Origin of the sequence: Corynebacterium sp. p3-SID1056 (assembly GCF_025152525.1) — a bacterium.
GTDB lineage: Bacteria > Actinomycetota > Actinomycetes > Mycobacteriales > Mycobacteriaceae > Corynebacterium.
In genome coordinates this window covers 216163-232452 of the sequence record NZ_JALXXL010000003.1, presented here as the reverse complement: position 1 = coordinate 232452, position 16290 = coordinate 216163, and the positions used below count along the sequence as shown (strand labels likewise).

At 65.3% G+C, this 16290-nt stretch carries 18 protein-coding genes; 15 read left to right on the top strand and 3 right to left on the bottom strand.

What is annotated here, in order from left to right; all coding sequences use genetic code 11:
* Positions 1 to 626 precede the first annotated feature (626 nt).
* The gene (locus M3G14_RS04515; protein ID WP_259924957.1) at positions 627 to 1481 is read right to left on the bottom strand and encodes a dienelactone hydrolase family protein; all 855 of its coding nucleotides are present in this window, start codon (positions 1479 to 1481) and stop codon (positions 627 to 629) included.
* An 83-nt stretch (positions 1482 to 1564) separates the two neighbouring features.
* On the opposite strand from M3G14_RS04515, the gene M3G14_RS04510 reads away from it, so the two are divergent.
* The 10 genes from M3G14_RS04510 to groL all read left to right on the top strand — a co-directional run bounded on the left by M3G14_RS04510 (position 1565) and on the right by groL (position 9395).
* Positions 1565 to 2224, top strand: a complete 660-nt coding sequence (locus M3G14_RS04510) for a hypothetical protein (protein ID WP_259924975.1) — start codon at positions 1565 to 1567, stop codon at positions 2222 to 2224.
* 24 nt (positions 2225 to 2248) lie between these two features.
* Entirely contained in the window at positions 2249 to 3358 is a 1110-nt protein-coding gene (gene alr, locus M3G14_RS04505; protein ID WP_259924956.1) for an alanine racemase, read from the top strand.
* 35 nt (positions 3359 to 3393) lie between these two features.
* Positions 3394 to 3891 (top strand): tRNA (adenosine(37)-N6)-threonylcarbamoyltransferase complex ATPase subunit type 1 TsaE, encoded by a 498-nt coding sequence (gene tsaE / locus M3G14_RS04500; RefSeq protein WP_259924955.1) that lies wholly within the window; start codon positions 3394 to 3396, stop codon positions 3889 to 3891.
* A 10-nt stretch (positions 3892 to 3901) separates the two neighbouring features.
* Positions 3902 to 4408, top strand: a complete 507-nt coding sequence (locus M3G14_RS04495; protein WP_259924952.1) for a hypothetical protein — start codon at positions 3902 to 3904, stop codon at positions 4406 to 4408.
* A complete protein-coding gene (gene tsaB / locus M3G14_RS04490; RefSeq protein ID WP_259924950.1) occupies positions 4408 to 5130 on the top strand; it encodes a tRNA (adenosine(37)-N6)-threonylcarbamoyltransferase complex dimerization subunit type 1 TsaB in 723 nt (240 codons plus the stop codon). The genes M3G14_RS04495 and tsaB overlap by 1 nt, the downstream gene beginning before the upstream one ends.
* A gap of 2 nt (positions 5131 to 5132) precedes the next feature.
* On the top strand, positions 5133 to 5615 hold the full coding sequence (rimI, locus tag M3G14_RS04485) for a ribosomal protein S18-alanine N-acetyltransferase (protein WP_259924946.1): 483 nt from the start codon (positions 5133 to 5135) through the stop codon (positions 5613 to 5615).
* Between the two features lie 9 nt (positions 5616 to 5624).
* Positions 5625 to 6677, top strand: a complete 1053-nt coding sequence (gene tsaD, locus M3G14_RS04480) for a tRNA (adenosine(37)-N6)-threonylcarbamoyltransferase complex transferase subunit TsaD (protein WP_259924942.1) — start codon at positions 5625 to 5627, stop codon at positions 6675 to 6677.
* 114 nt (positions 6678 to 6791) lie between these two features.
* On the top strand, positions 6792 to 7274 hold the full coding sequence (locus tag M3G14_RS04475; RefSeq protein ID WP_259924940.1) for a hypothetical protein: 483 nt from the start codon (positions 6792 to 6794) through the stop codon (positions 7272 to 7274).
* Between the two features lie 182 nt (positions 7275 to 7456).
* The gene (groES, locus tag M3G14_RS04470; protein WP_038588532.1) at positions 7457 to 7756 is read left to right on the top strand and encodes a co-chaperone GroES; all 300 of its coding nucleotides are present in this window, start codon (positions 7457 to 7459) and stop codon (positions 7754 to 7756) included.
* Positions 7757 to 7778: 22 nt separating this feature from the next.
* The gene (groL, locus tag M3G14_RS04465) at positions 7779 to 9395 is read left to right on the top strand and encodes a chaperonin GroEL (protein ID WP_259924938.1); all 1617 of its coding nucleotides are present in this window, start codon (positions 7779 to 7781) and stop codon (positions 9393 to 9395) included.
* Between the two features lie 61 nt (positions 9396 to 9456).
* Here groL and M3G14_RS04460 read toward each other — a convergent pair whose 3' ends face one another.
* Entirely contained in the window at positions 9457 to 9774 is a 318-nt protein-coding gene (locus M3G14_RS04460; protein ID WP_259924937.1) for a WhiB family transcriptional regulator, read from the bottom strand.
* Positions 9775 to 10129: 355 nt separating this feature from the next.
* Here M3G14_RS04460 and M3G14_RS04455 point away from each other — a divergent pair, with 355 nt between their 5' ends.
* Positions 10130 to 10717, top strand: coding sequence for a sigma-70 family RNA polymerase sigma factor (locus M3G14_RS04455; protein WP_259924936.1), 588 nt, complete (start codon positions 10130 to 10132; stop codon positions 10715 to 10717).
* Positions 10701 to 11651, top strand: coding sequence for a hypothetical protein (locus M3G14_RS04450; protein WP_259924935.1), 951 nt, complete (start codon positions 10701 to 10703; stop codon positions 11649 to 11651). Before M3G14_RS04455 ends, M3G14_RS04450 begins: the two co-directional genes overlap by 17 nt.
* A gap of 65 nt (positions 11652 to 11716) precedes the next feature.
* Here the strand turns inward: M3G14_RS04450 and M3G14_RS04445 are convergent, their stop codons facing one another.
* Entirely contained in the window at positions 11717 to 12097 is a 381-nt protein-coding gene (locus M3G14_RS04445; RefSeq protein ID WP_259924973.1) for a DUF5319 domain-containing protein, read from the bottom strand.
* 116 nt (positions 12098 to 12213) lie between these two features.
* Here M3G14_RS04445 and guaB point away from each other — a divergent pair, with 116 nt between their 5' ends.
* From guaB to M3G14_RS04430, 3 genes are read left to right on the top strand one after another with little or no spacing between them, the layout of a single operon-like run.
* Complete coding sequence (guaB, locus tag M3G14_RS04440) at positions 12214 to 13737, top strand: IMP dehydrogenase (protein ID WP_259924934.1); 1524 nt, start codon at positions 12214 to 12216, stop codon at positions 13735 to 13737.
* Between the two features lie 18 nt (positions 13738 to 13755).
* Entirely contained in the window at positions 13756 to 14901 is a 1146-nt protein-coding gene (locus tag M3G14_RS04435) for a GuaB3 family IMP dehydrogenase-related protein (protein WP_259924932.1), read from the top strand.
* A 35-nt stretch (positions 14902 to 14936) separates the two neighbouring features.
* A complete protein-coding gene (locus M3G14_RS04430; RefSeq protein WP_259924930.1) occupies positions 14937 to 16229 on the top strand; it encodes a PAS domain-containing protein in 1293 nt (430 codons plus the stop codon).
* Positions 16230 to 16290: the final 61 nt, after the last annotated feature.

Below are 16290 nucleotides of genomic sequence, written 5' to 3'. Positions count from 1 at the left end.
CAACGACTGCATGCACATAGTCGTCTTGCTATCCATTGTCTAGCCGCTATAACGTTTACTATTTTCCTTGTTGTTTCCGGTGGCGGCGGGAATTGGGCTACTCACTTGCAGATTAGCGGTTTCCTATTTGCTGGATGTATGTTGAGCTTCATAACATCAATCCGAGACAATCCTCGTCCTCAGCAAAAAGAAACGGGCAGGCACCTGATGAAAAGTGGAGACTGGGGTTTTAGCGAAGTCCGCTCGGCATCGTTGTCAGGACGCTTCAATCCTCAATGGGGGCGTCGTCGGTGAGGTTGCCGAATTCCCGCGCCTGACAGCATGACCACGTCTTCGTCAGCGAGCACTGCCCCAGGCTCTAGCACCACTGTCGGCAAGGAGAGCACTTCTTCGGCACGGATGAGTTGACCACGCGGCCGCCGGGCCGGCACCGGTACCACCGCCGCATCCTTGATCAATGCAGACTGCGGTGGATCGGGAACAAGACGTGGCACATTGTGCACGGTCATGAACAGAACCTCCAATGGTTCGTTATTTACAACCAGCCTGACAGAGAGGGAATATCAAAGTTTTCACGGGGCCACCGCAAGCAGCAGCAAACCCGCGGAAAACGCAGAACCGAAACCCTAAAACAGCGAGAACCCGCTGTCGTCTCGGCTCAGCCCGGCGGCCTCCGCCAGGTCGTCACCCACCAGCGACTCGACGCCGCTGCCCGCGGCCTCGGGGTCGGAGTAGGCGGCGTACTTCTTCTCGCCGCCGAGCTGGTGGAGCAAGAAGCCGGTGACCAGGCCGCGCGCGGTTTCCTGGATGCCGCGGTTGGACTTGCCCAGGCCGAGGACGCGCTTGAGCAGGCCGTCCTCGGAAAACTCCTGCTGGTCGCCCTTCTTAATGGTGCGGCAGCAGGCATCGCCTGCCCAGTTGTAGGCCAGCTTGGCCGGGTTGCCTGGGTTAAACAGGGCATCGGCGTCCGTGCCCGGGCCGATGACCAGGCCGGGGACGAACAGGGAGCGCGCCGCCTGCGTTGACGAAGGCGCGACGTTGGCGGGGTAAATGGCGGCCACGGCGCGCACCTTCTCGTTGTCTACCGCGGCGAGGACTGCAGCGCCGCCGCCCATCCCGTGGCCGACGATGCCCAGCTTCTGCGGGGAGACGGTGATGTTGCCATTGCCCAGGCGGACGCCCGCGCAGATCTGCAGCGCGGTTTCTAAATCGGCGGCGAAGCCTGCGTGGTCGGGGCGCAGCCCGGTCTCTGTGTTCGGCGCTGCGACGACGATGCCCCAGCTGGCCAGGTGGCGCAGGAAGCGGTGGTAATCGTCGACCTTCTTCGTCCAGTCGTGGCCGAAGGCGACTGCGGGCAGGTCGCGCCCCTCGGCGGGGGTGTAGACCTTGCCGGGCAGCCCGGTGTAGCCAAGGTCGCCTTCGAGGACGCGGTGCGGGCCGCGCTTGGACAGTTCGGAGAAATTCTTCAGCTTCGCAGACACGCAGACAATGCTACTCGAGCACGCTTGCGCGTGTGGGCAACGCGTAAGTTAGTGTGGGCCGGAAAATGATTGGAGGATCGCTGATGCTTGGTGCGCTCTCGCTGGCGTTTGTGGATTCGGTGAACCTGTTGCTCATCGGCGTGATCGTGGCCGTGGGGATTCTCATCCCGCGTCATCAGCCAAGATACGCCGCAATCGTGGCGCTGTTGATCGCGGGGGACTGGCTGGGGGTGGCCAGCTTGGCGCTGCTCATGCTCGTCATTTTCGACGGCCTCGGCCCCGTCGTCCACAGCTTCGTCGAAGGCCCAGTCTTCGGCATCCTCCTTTTGGCCACCGGTCTGCTCACCGGCGTGCTGGCGTTGAAAGGCGGGGACAATTCCAAGCTCATCGCCGCAGTGCTGCGCCCGCTGCGCAAGCCGAACGCACTCACGGTGCTCACCGGTTTCATCCTGGGCTTGGTGCAGTCGGCCACCTCGATTCCCTTCTACGGCGGGCTCGCCCTGCTCTCTGCCGCCGGCATCGACCCGGCGCTGCGCTACACCTCCCTGGTCCTCTACGCCACGGTGGCGCTGTCCCTCCCAACTGTCAGCGCGTTGCTTGTGGGATGGGTGCGTGCGAAGCCGGATAGCGCAGCCGGCCGTGGGTTCGCGTGGGCGCGCAACAACCCGCGTCCAGTGACCCTGGGCGCTACCTGGGCCGTTGCGGCCATGCTGATTCTTTTGGGCGTGCTCCACCTGCTCTAGGTGTCGATGGTGCACAATGTGTCCATGCACCCTCTGGTTACTCGGATTGATCTCGACGCGATTGCGCACAACACCCGCTGCATCAGGACACACGTCGGTGACCGGACGCTGATGTGCGTGGTGAAGGCGGATGCGTACAACCATGGCGTCGACGCCTGCGTGCCCGTGATGGAGGCCAACGGTGCGGACGCGTTCGGCGTCGCCACCTTCGCCGAGGCGCGCGAGGTCGCCCGCCACACCACCAAGCCGGTGCTCGCCTGGCTGTGGGCACCAGGGGAGGAGATCCCCGCCGGTGTCGAGGTCGGCGCTCCAAGCATCGCGCATCTTCGCTCGCTTATCGACGCCGCGTCCACCCCTCCCACCCCGATTCCGGTCCACCTCGTCGTGGACACGGGGATGAACCGCTCCGGCATCGACGAGGAAGCCTGGGACGAGGCCTTCGCGCTTGCCGCAGAAGCAGAATCTCAAGGCGCACTGCGGGTAAAAGGAATCATGAGCCACCTCGCCTGCGCAGACACACCGGAGCACCCCTTTACCCAGGAGCAGCTCGCCGCCTTCGAACGCGCCACCCAGGCCACACGGCGCGCGGGCTTGCGCCCGGAGGTCACCCACATCGCGAACTCGCCCGGGGTGTGGACGCGTAAGGACGCGCACTTAGACCAGGTGCGCCCGGGTGTGAGCCTGTACGGCAGCGAGCCGGTCGCTGGCCGTGATCACGGCCTGCGCCCGGCGATGAGCTGGGTTGCGCGCGTGGTGGCAGTCAAGACGATTGCCCGCGGCGAATCCGTCAGCTACGGGCTGACCTGGCAGGCCCCCGAGGACGGCTACACCGCACTCATCCCGGCCGGCTACGCCGACGGAATCAGCCGCTCCTGGCAGGGGCGCTTCGGAGTGACGATCGACGGGCAGTGGTACCCGCAGGTCGGCCGGGTGTGCATGGACCAGATCGTGGTGTGGCTGGGCGGCACCGCGGGTACCGCAGCAGCGCCGGTGCGTGCTGGCGACGAGGCGGTCCTGTTCGGGCCCGAAGGCATGAGCGCGGACGAGTTGGCCACGGCCACCGGCACGATCAGCTACGAGGTGCTGTGCGCGCCCAAGGGCAGGACGGTGCGGGAGTATGTTGGACGGGGGTAAACGGGGCGTCGAGAAGCGATACGCGAGGAGGACACGTGCGAAGAGTATGTGAGACCGCAGCCGAGACGAAGGCCCTGGGCCGCGAGCTCGGCGCGGAGCTTGGCGCGGGCGACGTGGTGATTCTGGACGGGCCACTGGGCGCGGGCAAGACGACGCTCACGCAGGGCATTGCCGAGGGCCTTGGCGTGAAGGGGCGGGTGACCAGCCCGACCTTCGTCATCGCGCGCGAGCATGCCTCGCGTACCGGCGGCCCGGCGCTGATCCACGTGGATGCCTACCGGCTGCTCGGCGAGGGCTCGAGCGGCGATCCGCTCGGCGAGCTCGACGCGCTCGATCTCGATACGGAGCTCGACCGCGCGGTGGTGGTTGCCGAGTGGGGCGGAGGGCTGATCGAGCAGCTGAGCTCCGCGTACCTCCTTGTGTCGCTGGACCGCGAGACCTTGGTGCGCGAGGACCCGGAGTCGGAAGGCCGCATCATCACCTGGCAGTGGCAGGGCACACCAAAAACTGGCAAAGGAACCGCAGGGATGTAGGCTTTAGCCCATGCTAAAGCTCTCCAACACCAGTCGTGGATGGGTAGCGCTGGCCTGCGCTCTGTGGGTTGTGCTGCTCGTCGCCATGATCTTCATTCCTCTGTCCAACAAGAACGCGCAGGCCGCCAACATCACGCCGACGAACTCCCTGACGCGCTCCGTCTCCCAGCTCAACCCGCAGGGCGACGCCTTGGCTGCGCAGATGATCGACGCGTCGCGGGTGTACGACCCGGAGAAGTACGTCGGGTTTACCACCCTGTGCCCGGCCGAGCCGCAGGAGCTGCGCGACAGCAAGCTGGAGGCCTTCCACGCCACCGCTGACGAGCTCGAGCTGGACGAGAACACCGGCTACATGGTGCTCCTGCCTGCCGACGAGAACGCCAAGGCCGACTTTGACAAGGTGGATCTGCGCAACGTGGACATCTGCCAGCAGCCTGCAATGGCGGCGTACCCGCTGCAGAGCCCGCTGATGGTGGCGAAGCAGAACGGCCAGTGGGTCATGGGGCTGACGCAGTAATGCGCGTGCTCGCCCTCGACACGGCCACCACCGAGCTTGTCGCGGGTGTGGCCGCCGTCTCCGCCACCGTTTCCGGTGGCGTTTCCGCCACCGGTTCCGGTGGCGTCGACGAACCAAATGCTGTCGACGTCATCGCCGAAAAGGTCGTTTCCACCCGCGCCCACAACGAGCTGCTCGTTCCAACCATTCAGGAACTGCTCGCGGGCGCGGGCCTTGCCTTTTCAGACCTGGAGGCGATCGTGGTCGGCTGCGGCCCGGGCCCATTTACCGGTCTGCGCGTCGGCATGGCCACCGCCTCGGCGCTGGGCCAGGCGCTGGGGATCCCGGTGTACGGCGTGGTCACCCACGACGCGGTGGCCCGTGGCGTTGACGCACCATCTGCGCTGATCGTTACCGACGCCCGCCGCCGCGAGGTGTACTGGGCCCGCTACGAACACGGCCAGCGCGTGGCAGGCCCCGAGGTTGTGAAGCCCGCGGAGCTCGACTGCCCGCCCGTGGCTGTCTGCTCTGTCCCGGAGCAGCTCGCCGCGCAGCTGAGCGTCGACGCGGACGAGGTGACCTACCTTCCGCCGCACACGGCTGGCCTGGTTGCCGCCGCAGACTTTTCGGCACCACCGGCCCCGCTCGTGCCGCACTACCTGCGCCGACCGGACGCGGTCCCGCCGAAGCAGAAGCCAAAGTCGCCGGCGCTGCCGGACATTGACCTGAAGAAGCTGAGCTAGCCGTGGAATTTCGCGAGCTCGGACCGGCGGCCGCCCCGCGCATCGCGGAGCTGGAAGCGCTCCTGTTTGCCGGCGACCAGCCGTGGACCGAATCGATGGTGCGCGCGGAGCTGGCCCAGCGCTACACCTTTTACGTCGGTGCCTTTGCAGACGAGACTGACACGCTCGTCGGCTACGCCGGCGTGGCCATGCTGGGGCCGAAAGAGGATCCGGAATTTGAGATCCACACCATCGGCGTCGATCCCGCCTATCAGCGCCGGGGCGTGGGCAGGGCGCTGATGGACCAGCTTGTGCACACCGCGGACCTACTCGACGGGCCAATGTTTCTCGAGGTGCGCACCGACAACGTGCCGGCGCTGCGCATGTACGAGGACTACGGCTTTGTCACGACCGGTGTGCGCAAGAATTACTACCAGGCCTCTGGCGCGGATGCGTACGCGATGATGCGCCCGCGCAAAAGCGCGAGTAACGAGACAGAAAGGTAAACGGCTCCCATGATCGTGCTCGGGATTGAGTCTTCGTGCGATGAAACAGGCGTAGGCATTATTCGCCTCGGCGAGGGCGGGAAGATGGAGGTGCTCGCGGACGCGGTCGCCTCTTCCATGGAGCAGCACGCCCGCTTCGGGGGAGTGGTGCCGGAGATCGCCTCGCGCGCACACCTGGAGGCCATGCCCCAGGTGATGGAGGCCGCGCTGACAGAAGCCGGCGTGGACAAGCCGGATGCGGTGGCGGCCACCGTGGGCCCCGGCCTGGCGGGTGCGCTTTTGGTCGGCGCCTCGGCGGCGAAGGCCTACGCGGCAGCGTGGGGCGTGCCTTTCTACGGCGTCAACCACCTCGGCGGCCACGTCGCGGTGGCGAACCTGGAAGGCGAGACCGCGCTGCCGCACTCGGTGGCCCTGTTGGTCTCCGGCGGGCACACGCAGTTGCTCGAAGTCGAGGCGGTGGGCCGCCCGATGCGCGAGTTGGGCTCCACGCTTGACGACGCCGCGGGGGAGGCCTACGACAAAGTCGCCCGCCTGCTCGGCCTCGGCTATCCCGGCGGGCCGGTGGTGGACAAGCTGGCGCACGCTGGCGACCCGGCCGCGATTGCGTTCCCGCGCGGGCTGTTCAAGGCACAGGACCTGCGCGGCGAGCACCGCTATGACTTCTCCTTCTCGGGGCTCAAGACCGCGGTGGCCCGCTACGTGGAGGCCGCCGAGCGGGAGTCTCGCGTGGTGAGCATGGAGGATGTATGCGCGTCCTTCCAGGAGGCGGTGTGCGACGTGCTCACTGCCAAGGCGGTGATGGCCTGCGAGGACACCGGCGCCTCCACACTGCTGCTCGGCGGCGGGGTGGCGGCGAATTCCCGGCTGCGGGAGCTCGCGGCCGAGCGTTGCGAAGCCCGCGGCATCGAGCTGCGGGTACCGCGCTTTGGCCTGTGCACGGATAACGGCGTGATGATCGCTGCGGTGGCCGGCCAGCTTATCCACGAGGGAGCGCAACCCTCGCCGCTTTCGGTGGCGACGGATACCTCGCTCGAGGTGGAAACGCCGCTCGTCGGGGCCTAGCAGCAGGGGCGGTGACGTGCTGGGAAGCGGCATGCACTGCGGGGATGCGCACAAGCGGCTATCTTGACTAGCAAGAAGGCCCGTTTTTGACACACCACGGAGGACCGAGCGGCCATGAGCGACCTTTCCCACACCCCGGAGCACACCACCCACCCCGAGCAGGCGGACCGCGAGCGCTTCGGCTTTTTGGTCAACCCGGACTTAAGCTACCGCCGCATCGTCTTTGATGCGGACACGGCGCGTGACTTCCTCGGCGGTGTCCACGACGACTTTGTCGATGTCGCCTTCGAGCAGGAGGGCAACCGCTTCCATGCCCTGTTCAACCCGGATGCCCGCGCGCAGGGTGCGGAACCGAACCCGGTGGCCTCGCTGGCGCGCAACACCGCAGACACCAATAACCCGGCGTTTCTCACCGATCCGACGCGGGCGATCTGCGGGCCGGTCATCTTTACCAACCGCGAGGGCAAGAGCGTGGAGGAGCGCACCATCGCGGCAGTGGATCAGGCAATCCGCGCCGTGGAGAACTACCGTGAGGACAACCCGGAGGAGTACGAGCTCTGGCGCAACGCTGTGCGCAACACCACGCACACGCAGTAGTGTGCGATGGAGGGGGAGTGATGTTGTGGCTTAGCACTCACGTGGGTAGAGTGCTAACCAGGTTGTGTAGAGCACAGTTGTTCACCCGCGACGACGGCTGCGCATCGAGACAATCGTTATAACTGCAAATCCTGTAAAGATTGCAACGCAACATCTACGAAAGGTCACCAAGGTAGTCGATTATGGCAAACGTCAATATCAAGCCGCTGGAAGACAAGGTCCTCGTGCAGATCGCTGAGGCTGAGACCACCACCGCCTCTGGCCTGGTTATCCCGGACTCCGCTGCAGAGAAGCCGCAGGAAGCCGTCGTCATCGCTGTTGGCCCGGGGCGCCTGGACGACAACGGTAACCGCGTCGCCCCGGACGTGAAGGAGGGCGACACCGTCGTGTTCTCCAAGTACGGCGGCACCGAGCTGAAGTACAACGGCGAGGAGTACCTCCTGCTGTCGGCTCGCGACCTGCTCGCTGTCGTCGAAAAGTAAGCGAAGGGGGCTGAAGCCACCAATGGCAAAACTTATTGCATTTGACCAGGAGGCCCGCGAGGGCATCCAGCGCGGCGTGGACATCCTCGCTGACGCAGTGAAGGTCACCCTCGGCCCGCGCGGCCGCAACGTGGTCCTCTCCAAGTCCTGGGGCGGGCCGACCGTGACCAACGACGGCGTGACCATCGCCCGCGACATCGATCTGGAAGATCCCTTTGAAAACCTCGGTGCGCAGCTGGTCAAGTCCGTCGCGGTGAAAACCAACGACATTGCTGGTGACGGCACCACCACCGCGACCCTGCTGGCGCAGGCACTCGTGGCGGAGGGGCTGCGCAACGTCGCTGCGGGCGCGAACCCGATCGAGCTGAACAAGGGCATTTCCGCAGCTGCGGAGAAGGTCGTTGAGGAGCTGCGCGAGCGCGCCACCCCGGTGTCCGCTTCCGCGGAGATCGCGAATGTGGCCACCGTTTCCTCCCGCGACCCGGAGGTCGGCGAGATGGTTGCCGGCGCGATGGACAAGGTGGGCAAGGATGGTGTGCTGACCGTCGAGGAGTCCCAGTCCATCGAGTCGTATGTGGACCTGACCGAGGGCATTTCCTTTGACAAGGGCTTTTTGTCGCCCTACTTCATGACGGACCCGGACGCTGGCCAGGCCGTGCTGGATGACGCGCGCGTCCTGCTGGTGCGCAACAAGATTTCCTCCCTGCCGGACTTCCTGCCGCTGCTGGAAAAGATCGCCGAGTCCTCGGTTCCGCTGCTGATCATCGCGGAAGACGTCGAGGGTGAGCCGCTGCAGACGCTCGTGGTCAACACGATGCGCAAGTCGCTCAAGGTCGTCGCCGTGAAGGCACCGTACTTCGGTGAGCGCCGCAAGGCCTTCATGGACGATCTCGCCGTGGTCACCGAGGCCACCGTGATCGACCCGGAGGTGGGCGTCAACCTCAAGGACGCCACCCTGGAGCACCTCGGCCGCGCGCGCCGCGTCACCGTGACGAAGGACGACACCGTGCTTGTCGACGGGGCGGGGACCGCCGAGGCGATCGAGGAGCGCCGCAACCAGATTCGTCGCGAGATCGAGACGACCGATTCCACCTGGGACCGCGAGAAGGCGGAAGAGCGCCTGGCGAAGCTGTCCGGCGGTGTGGCCGTCATCCGCGTCGGTGCGGCAACCGAGACGGAGGTCAACGAGCGCAAGCTGCGCGTCGAGGACGCCATTAACGCGGCACGCGCCGCGGTCCAGGAGGGCGTCATCGCCGGTGGCGGCTCTGCGCTCGTACAGATTGCCAAGGAACTCGAGGCATACGCCGAGGAGTTCGCAGGCGAGCAGCAGACCGGCGTGCTGGCCGTCGCCCGCGCGCTGCGCAAGCCCGCCTACTGGATCGCCGACAACGCGGGGTTGGATGGCTCCGTCGTCGTGTCCCGCGTTGGCGAGCTGAGCAACGATGAGGGCTTCAACGCCGCAACCCTGGAGTACGGCAACCTCGTCGAACAGGGCATCATCGACCCCGTGAAGGTCACTCACTCCGCCGTGGTCAACGCGGCGTCGGTGGCACGGATGGTGCTCACCACGGAGGCTTCCGTGGTGACCAAGCCGGCCGAAGAGGAAGAAGACGCAGGCCACGCAGGCCACATGCACTAATTCTTCCGCGCACGCGCAACGCTGCCGGAACCCGAAGCGGGTTCCGGCAGCGTTTGTGTTTTTACTTCGCAGACGCGGCGGCGGGGACCTTGACAGCCCCGCCGTGCCCGCCGCGCAGGATAGCCTGGCGCTCGGACTCGCTCATGCCGCCCCAAATCCCGTAGGGCTCTGCCACGCGGAGGGCGTGCTCACGGCACTGCTCGAGCACGGGGCAGGTGTAGCAGATGGCCTTCGCGCGGTTCTCGCGCTGTGTGCGGGCACGGCCGCGCTCCCCGTCTGGGTGGTAAAAGACCTCGGATGCTTCGCCACGGCACGCGCTCAGCAGCTGCCAATCCCAGAAGTCGGCGTTCGGACCGGGAAGATACTGCGGCAGGGACATGGTGGTAGAGACTCCTTGTAGAAACTATTGACATGTGCTTGCTGCCCCGGCGAGCAGCGCCGGTGGACGAAATCGAAGTGTTCTCCCCGTGGGTAAACGATAGGTGTCCTGTTGGTGGCCGCTACTTGTATACGCTGCTGTACCTCCGAGTAAACCCCGCTTGAGCTGGCGAAATGATCAAGGTAAACCCGCGATGAACTTTAAGGGAACCTTGGAGTTGTTGCGGAAAACACCCGTTTCTTGGCGGGCGCAATGCCACTGAAGCGCCGGTCTGGGGTTAGACTCCCTATGGTTAACGCGGCCCCATCGCATATGTGAGGTGCGCGAAAGGCATACGAGGGAGGAAGGGTCACGGATGGCGACGCCGGAAGTCAACGACGAGCTAGCCAGACTCGTCCCCCTCGCCGTCGACGGCGACCAGCGGGCGCTGCAGCAGGTCATCCGGCTGATCCACCCGCAGGTGCTGCGCTACACCCGCGCCCGGATTGGCGGAGGGCGCATGCCAACCGCCGAGGATGTGGCCCAAGATGTGTGTCTTGCTGTGGCCACGTCAATTGACCGCTACCGGGATCAAGGCAAGCCATTCATGGCGTTTGTGTACGGGATTGCGTTTAACAAGGTCGCGGATGCGCACCGGACGCTGTCGCGGGACAAACTTACGCCCACCGAAGAGGTACCTGAGACCGAGTCGCACAGCGAGACTCCAGAAGAGTTTGCCCTGGTAGCAGACGGAAGTAACAGAGTGCGCGCGATGCTCGATGTACTCAATGACAAGGCCCGTGACATCATCATTCTCAGAGTTTTCATGGGGCTTTCCGCAGAAGAAACGGCGCAAATTGTGGGCAGTACCGCGGGAGCGGTGCGCGTCGCCCAGTTCCGAGCGCTTGCGACACTGCGCAAACATTTGGAGGAAGGGGAGATGCACGATGACTCGGCGCAGTGACGGATACGATGAGCAAGGCAAGACGGAAAACGCGACGGAAGAGTTTGCCGCCGTGGCAAACGAGGACGCGTTTCTCGATGCGATCGCGGATGGCGTTGATCCCTCCGACGGGAGCGACCCGCTCGCAGCGCTGCTGCTCGAGCTGAAAGAAGACATCGATCGGCCGATGCCCGAACCCCCGCAGATTGACGCCACGGCAGAGAGTGCAGAGGATGCCACCGTGGTGCCGCTGCGCCGGAAGCGCTTCGGCCGTCGTCGCGCCGGAGCGAAGGACGAGCGCCGCCAGCCGAGCCCCTGGGTCGCCGGACTCGTCGGCGCTGCTGCGGCAACTGCAGTCGTGACCGGCAGCGGTGCCGCGCTCTACAACGCCACCCCCGGCTCCGCGCTGTGGGGGCCGGCCACTGCGGTCTTCGGCGACCGCACCGCGGCTGTCGAGCTGGCCTCCACGCTCGATGAGCTGGAAGCAGCGAACGACTCCGGCGACCGAGACGCAGCCAACGCACTGTTCGAGCAGGCGCGCAAGCTGCTCGCCTCGATGGAGCCGAGGGCGAACCAGGGCCGCGAGGGCCGCGCAGGTGAGGCACCTGCTCCGATCGTGCGCACGAAGGTGAGCACCGTGACTGTCACCCCGACTCCGCCGCCGGCCGAGCCAAAGGTCATCACCGAAACGGTGCAGCCAAACCAGCCCGAAGAGCAGAGCCCGCAGCCCCAGCCGAGCCAGGAGCAGCCCACATCGCAGCCGCAGTCGAGCGGAACCAGGGAGACGCCGGTGCGCCCCAACCCGCTCGAGAGCCCCACGGCTTCGACGTCCGCGCCGCAACACGAAGGGGAGACCAGCGATGCAGGTCAGGTCACCCAAGAACCGGTGACCTCTGAGGCCACGAGCAACACGGCTCCTGGCGGCGGCACCCTGGGCGAAGCGCAGAACTACTAAAGACAAACGCAAAGCCCCGCGCAAAAGCGCGGGGCTGGGGGAGTGCGGCGTCGATAAGCGGGTGCTTAGTGTGCCTCGAGGCCGTCGAGGAAGCCTAAGGCATAATCCCAGGACACGTAGGCGTCGTAGGCGATCTCCGCGCTCGGCTCATGCACGGCCGGCAGCTGATTGCGCAGGGTGGCCAGCATGTTTTGCTCCATGATGTCCCAGTCGTAGTAGTGCCACTGGTCGCAGTCCTCGCACATGAAGTAGATACCGCGGATACCGCGCGGGCGCAGAAGCTCCTTGCAATCGCGCACGTACTGCAAGTCGCGCATGACATCATGGCGCTCCTGCAGGGAGAGCGGCTCCGGCAATGCGTCATCCTCAATAAACGACGCCGGATCATTCGGATCGTCCGCGAACGGATCCTGGGGCATCATGTCATCAAAGTTCACGCCACCCACACTATGTGCTTTTTCAGTCCCTGCCAATTCCCCCGCCTAGGTGCAAGCCGGGGTGAGGATATATCATGGCGGAAAGCAAAAGGTGTGACCCGCGCGGGAGAGGAGACGCAGCAATTATGGCAAACGAACGCATTCTGACAGGTGGGGACGATCCGAATAAGATTGCCCTGCGCGGCCTGACTTTCGACGATGTGCTGCTGCTTCCCGCTGAGTCCCACATTGTGCCGGCTGAGGTCTCCACGACTTCCAAGTTCAGCCGCAACATCACGCTCGGCATGCCAATCGCCTCCGCCGCGATGGACACCGTCACCGAATCACGCATGGCAATCGCGATGGCGCGGCAGGGCGGCATCGGCGTGCTGCACCGCAACTTGAGCGCCCAGGACCAGGCGGAAAATGTGGACGTGGTCAAGCGCTCCGAGTCCGGCATGGTGACCAACCCGGTGACGGCGACGCCTGACATGACTGTCAACGACGTCGACGCGCTGTGCGCCCGTTTCCGTATCTCCGGCCTGCCGGTCGTGGACGATGCTGGCCGCCTCGTCGGCATCATTACCAACCGGGATATGCGCTTCGAGCGCGACTACGAGCGCAAGGTCGCCGAGATTATGACGGCGATGCCGCTGGTCGTCGCCGAGGAGGGCGTGACCAAGGAGGAAGCGCTCGAGCTGTTGTCTGCAAACAAGGTGGAGAAGCTGCCGATCGTCGCCAAGGACGGCAAACTGGTCGGCCTGATCACCGTGAAGGACTTCGTGAAGACGGAGCAGTACCCCAACGCCTCGAAGGACGAGAACGGCCGCCTGCTCGTTGCCGCGGGTATCGGCACCGGCGAGGATTCCTACGACCGCGCCGGCCTGCTGGCCGAGGCGGGCGTGGACGCGCTCGTGGTTGACTCCGCGCACGCCCACAACAACCGCGTGCTGGAGATGGTCGCGCGCGTGAAGAAGGACTTCGGCGACCGCCTCGACGTCATCGGCGGCAACCTGGCTACCCGCTCCGCGGCCCAGGCCATGATCGACGCGGGTGCGGACGCGATCAAGGTCGGCATCGGCCCGGGCTCGATCTGCACTACCCGCGTGGTCGCCGGTGTGGGCGCACCGCAGATCACCTCGATCCTCGAGGCCTCCGTGCCCGCGCACAAGGCCGGGGTGCCCATTATCGCCGACGGCGGCATGCAGTTCTCTGGCGACGTCGCCAAGGCGCTGGCCGCCGGTGCGTCCACCGTCATGCTCGGCTCCATGCTCGCCGGCACCACCGAGGCGCCGGGTGAGATCGTCGTGGTTGGCGGCAAGCAGTACAAGCGCTACCGCGGCATGGGCTCCATGGGCGCGATGCAGGGCCGCGGCCTCACGGGCGAGAAGCGCTCCTTCTCAAAGGACCGCTACTTCCAAGCAGACGTGACCAGCGAGGACAAGCTGGTGCCGGAGGGCATCGAGGGGCGCGTGCCCTTCCGCGGTGACCTGGACTCGATCACCCACCAGATCGTCGGCGGTCTGCGCGCGGCGATGGGCTACACCGGCTCCGCCTCCATCGAAGAGCTGCAGACCAAGCAGTTTGTGCAGATCACCGCCGCTGGCCTGCGCGAATCCCACCCGCACGACATCACCCAGACCGTCGAGGCACCGAACTACCGCCACTAGGAGTGAGCTGTAACAACCATGCACGAATATGTCGAAATAGGTAAAGGGCGCGAGGCCCGCGCGGCCTACGATCTGCACGATCTCTCGCTCGTGCCCGCGCGCCGCACGCGTTCTTCCAAGGTGGTGGACACCACCTGGCACATTGACGCCTACAGCTTCGACGTGCCGCTGGTCTCGCACCCCACGGACGCGCTGGCAAGCCCCGAGTTTGTCATTGAAATGGGCAAGCAGGGCGGCCTCGGCGTGCTCAATGCCGAGGGGCTGTTGGGGCGCCACGCCTCTTTCTCGGATGCGGTCAAGCGAGTCATTGGCGCAGCAAGTATTGAGTGGGACGACTTGGAGTCGCTGCTGAAGTCGCAGTCCGACGCCACCGCAATCCTGCAGGAGCTGCACCAGGCACCACTGGATATGGACCTGTTCGCCGAGCACATGGCGCGCGTGCGCGACTCGGGCGCGACCGTGGCGGTGCGCGTAAGCCCGCAGAACGCGCGCGAGCTAGCACCGCAGCTGGTCAAGGCCGGGGCTGAGCTCCTGTTCATCCAGGGCACGATCATCTCCGCAGAGCACGTGCAGCAAGGCGGCGAGCCGCTGAACCTCAAGGAGTTCATTGGCACGCTGGACGTGCCAGTAATCGCCGGTGGCGTGTTCGACTACAGCACCGCGATGCACCTCATGCGTTCTGGCGCCGCCGGCGTGATCGTGGGCTCGGGGCAGTCGAACCAGAGCATGTCGCTGGACGTGCCACTGGCCACCGCGATCGCCGACGTCGCCGCGGCGCGACGCGACTATCTGGACGAGACGGGCGGGCGTTACGTACACGTCATTGCGAACGCGCCCGTGCAATCCTCAGGCCAGATCGCCGTCGCGCTCGGTGTGGGCGCGGACGCGGTGATGCTCGGCGAGCCGCTGGCCCGCGCCGTCGAGGCTTCGGGCGAGGGCATGTACTGGGAGTCCGCGATCGCGCACCCGCGTTTCCCGCGTGGCGAGATGCGCCAGGTGGTGCTCGCGGAGCAGCGCGAACCGCTGCAGACCGTGCTGCACGGACCTTCGCACGACCCGCACGGGACGATGAACCTGGTGGGTGGTCTGCGTCGCATCATGGCCAAGTGCGGTTACGAGGACCCGAAATCTTTCCAAAAGGTGAGCTTGACGGTCCGAAAATAAAAAGATCCTGTTAGTTCCTGCTAGATTATGTAATCATGGCCTACGACGTGATTATTGACCGGGATGTGACCGACGGTCCACAGCACCTGGTTGCGGTAGATGACATCTTCTTCTCGGTCACCGATGCCAAGGGCATTATGACCGACGTGAACGAAGTGTTCATGCATTATGCCCAATATCCGTGGGAAGAGATGATCGGCAAGCCGCACAATCTCATCCGCCAAGTAGAGATGCCGGGCGGCGTGTTCAAGGCCATGTGGGACTGGATCGAGGCCGGCAAGCCCTTCGTCGGGTATGTGCGCAACCTGGCCAAGAGTGGCTCCGCCTATGACGTGCTAGCCACGGTCACACCGCTGTCGGACGGGCACTACCTGTCGGTGCGCACCCGTCCAATGACGGATTACTTCCAGGTCGCTGCGGAGGTGTACCAGGAAGCCAACATCGTCGAGCACCAGGCCAAGCGCGACGGTGTAGGCCGCCGTCGCCGCGCGCAATTGGGCTGGGCTCGAATCTGTGAGCTCGTCCCGGACTACGACGCATTCATGTCGGAAGTTCTCCCCGCCGAGGTTGCGGCCCGCGAGGAGGCCGGCTTCGTCCTGCCGGAAGGCGAAGGCGAGGTGTACGAGGCGACTGCCGCCCTGTACAAGGAGCTGGAGATCTTCATGGGCATCCAGACCTCGATTAAGCAGTCCGCTGAGGAGCTTTTGGTCGCCTGCGAGACGCTGATGCAGGAGAACTCGGTGACCAACCAGGTCAAGGGCGAGATGGAAAAGGTCGTCGCCGAGGGCGCGTCGCGCACGCTGCTGCTCGCCCCGCTGCAGGTCTGGGCGACGATGCGCGGCATTATCGACGAGAACGCGCAGTCGCTGGCAGAGGTGGCCGAGGAGCTGCAGGGCCGTGCGGCGAAGGCGCGTACCGCGATTGCCCTGGCGCGTCTCCAGGCAGCACAGACGGCGACCTTCTCTGCGGAGGAGGACCGCATCGAGTCGATGCGCATGCTCTACGAGGCGATGGAGTTCGCGCTGCGCGACATGGACAACGCAGTCTTCTTGCACTCCTCGCTTGCCAACCGCGTCGAGCTGAAGGTCAACTCCATCTCGGAGCTGACCAAGATGCCACTGGAGATGATTCGCCGCTGGTCGCAGTCCACGGCAAAGCAGCCCTTCGGCGAGAACATTGACCCGCTGGTCACTCAGGTCGAGCACGCGATCCAGGCCGCAGACGCGTCCATTGAACAGCTGCAGCTGTCCTCGCGGGATCTCGACGAGGACCCCTCGGTGGAAGGCGTGCACGAGGCGCTTGAGCGCCTGCGCAAAGCAGTGTTTTAGGCGGCGAAGCGAGCGGAAGGCTGTGGTGGTGACACCGCAGCCTTCAATGGTGTTTGAGGCC

Bases quoted from the DNA above. Each gene is read 5' to 3' on its own strand.
- M3G14_RS04510 (WP_259924975.1), top strand. From the start codon at position 1,565: ATGCTTGGTGCGCTCTCGCTGGCGTTTGTGGATTCGGTGAACCTGTTG.
- alr (WP_259924956.1), top strand. From the start codon at position 2,249: ATGCACCCTCTGGTTACTCGGATTGATCTCGACGCGATTGCGCACAAC.
- M3G14_RS04495 (WP_259924952.1), top strand. From the start codon at position 3,902: ATGCTAAAGCTCTCCAACACCAGTCGTGGATGGGTAGCGCTGGCCTGC.
- tsaB (WP_259924950.1), top strand. From the start codon at position 4,408: ATGCGCGTGCTCGCCCTCGACACGGCCACCACCGAGCTTGTCGCGGGT.
- tsaD (WP_259924942.1), top strand. From the start codon at position 5,625: ATGATCGTGCTCGGGATTGAGTCTTCGTGCGATGAAACAGGCGTAGGC.
- M3G14_RS04475 (WP_259924940.1), top strand. From the start codon at position 6,792: ATGAGCGACCTTTCCCACACCCCGGAGCACACCACCCACCCCGAGCAG.
- groES (WP_038588532.1), top strand. From the start codon at position 7,457: ATGGCAAACGTCAATATCAAGCCGCTGGAAGACAAGGTCCTCGTGCAG.
- groL (WP_259924938.1), top strand. From the start codon at position 7,779: ATGGCAAAACTTATTGCATTTGACCAGGAGGCCCGCGAGGGCATCCAG.
- M3G14_RS04460 (WP_259924937.1), bottom strand. From the start codon at position 9,774: ATGTCCCTGCCGCAGTATCTTCCCGGTCCGAACGCCGACTTCTGGGAT.
- M3G14_RS04455 (WP_259924936.1), top strand. From the start codon at position 10,130: ATGGCGACGCCGGAAGTCAACGACGAGCTAGCCAGACTCGTCCCCCTC.
- M3G14_RS04450 (WP_259924935.1), top strand. From the start codon at position 10,701: ATGACTCGGCGCAGTGACGGATACGATGAGCAAGGCAAGACGGAAAAC.
- guaB (WP_259924934.1), top strand. From the start codon at position 12,214: ATGGCAAACGAACGCATTCTGACAGGTGGGGACGATCCGAATAAGATT.
- M3G14_RS04435 (WP_259924932.1), top strand. From the start codon at position 13,756: ATGCACGAATATGTCGAAATAGGTAAAGGGCGCGAGGCCCGCGCGGCC.
- M3G14_RS04430 (WP_259924930.1), top strand. From the start codon at position 14,937: ATGGCCTACGACGTGATTATTGACCGGGATGTGACCGACGGTCCACAG.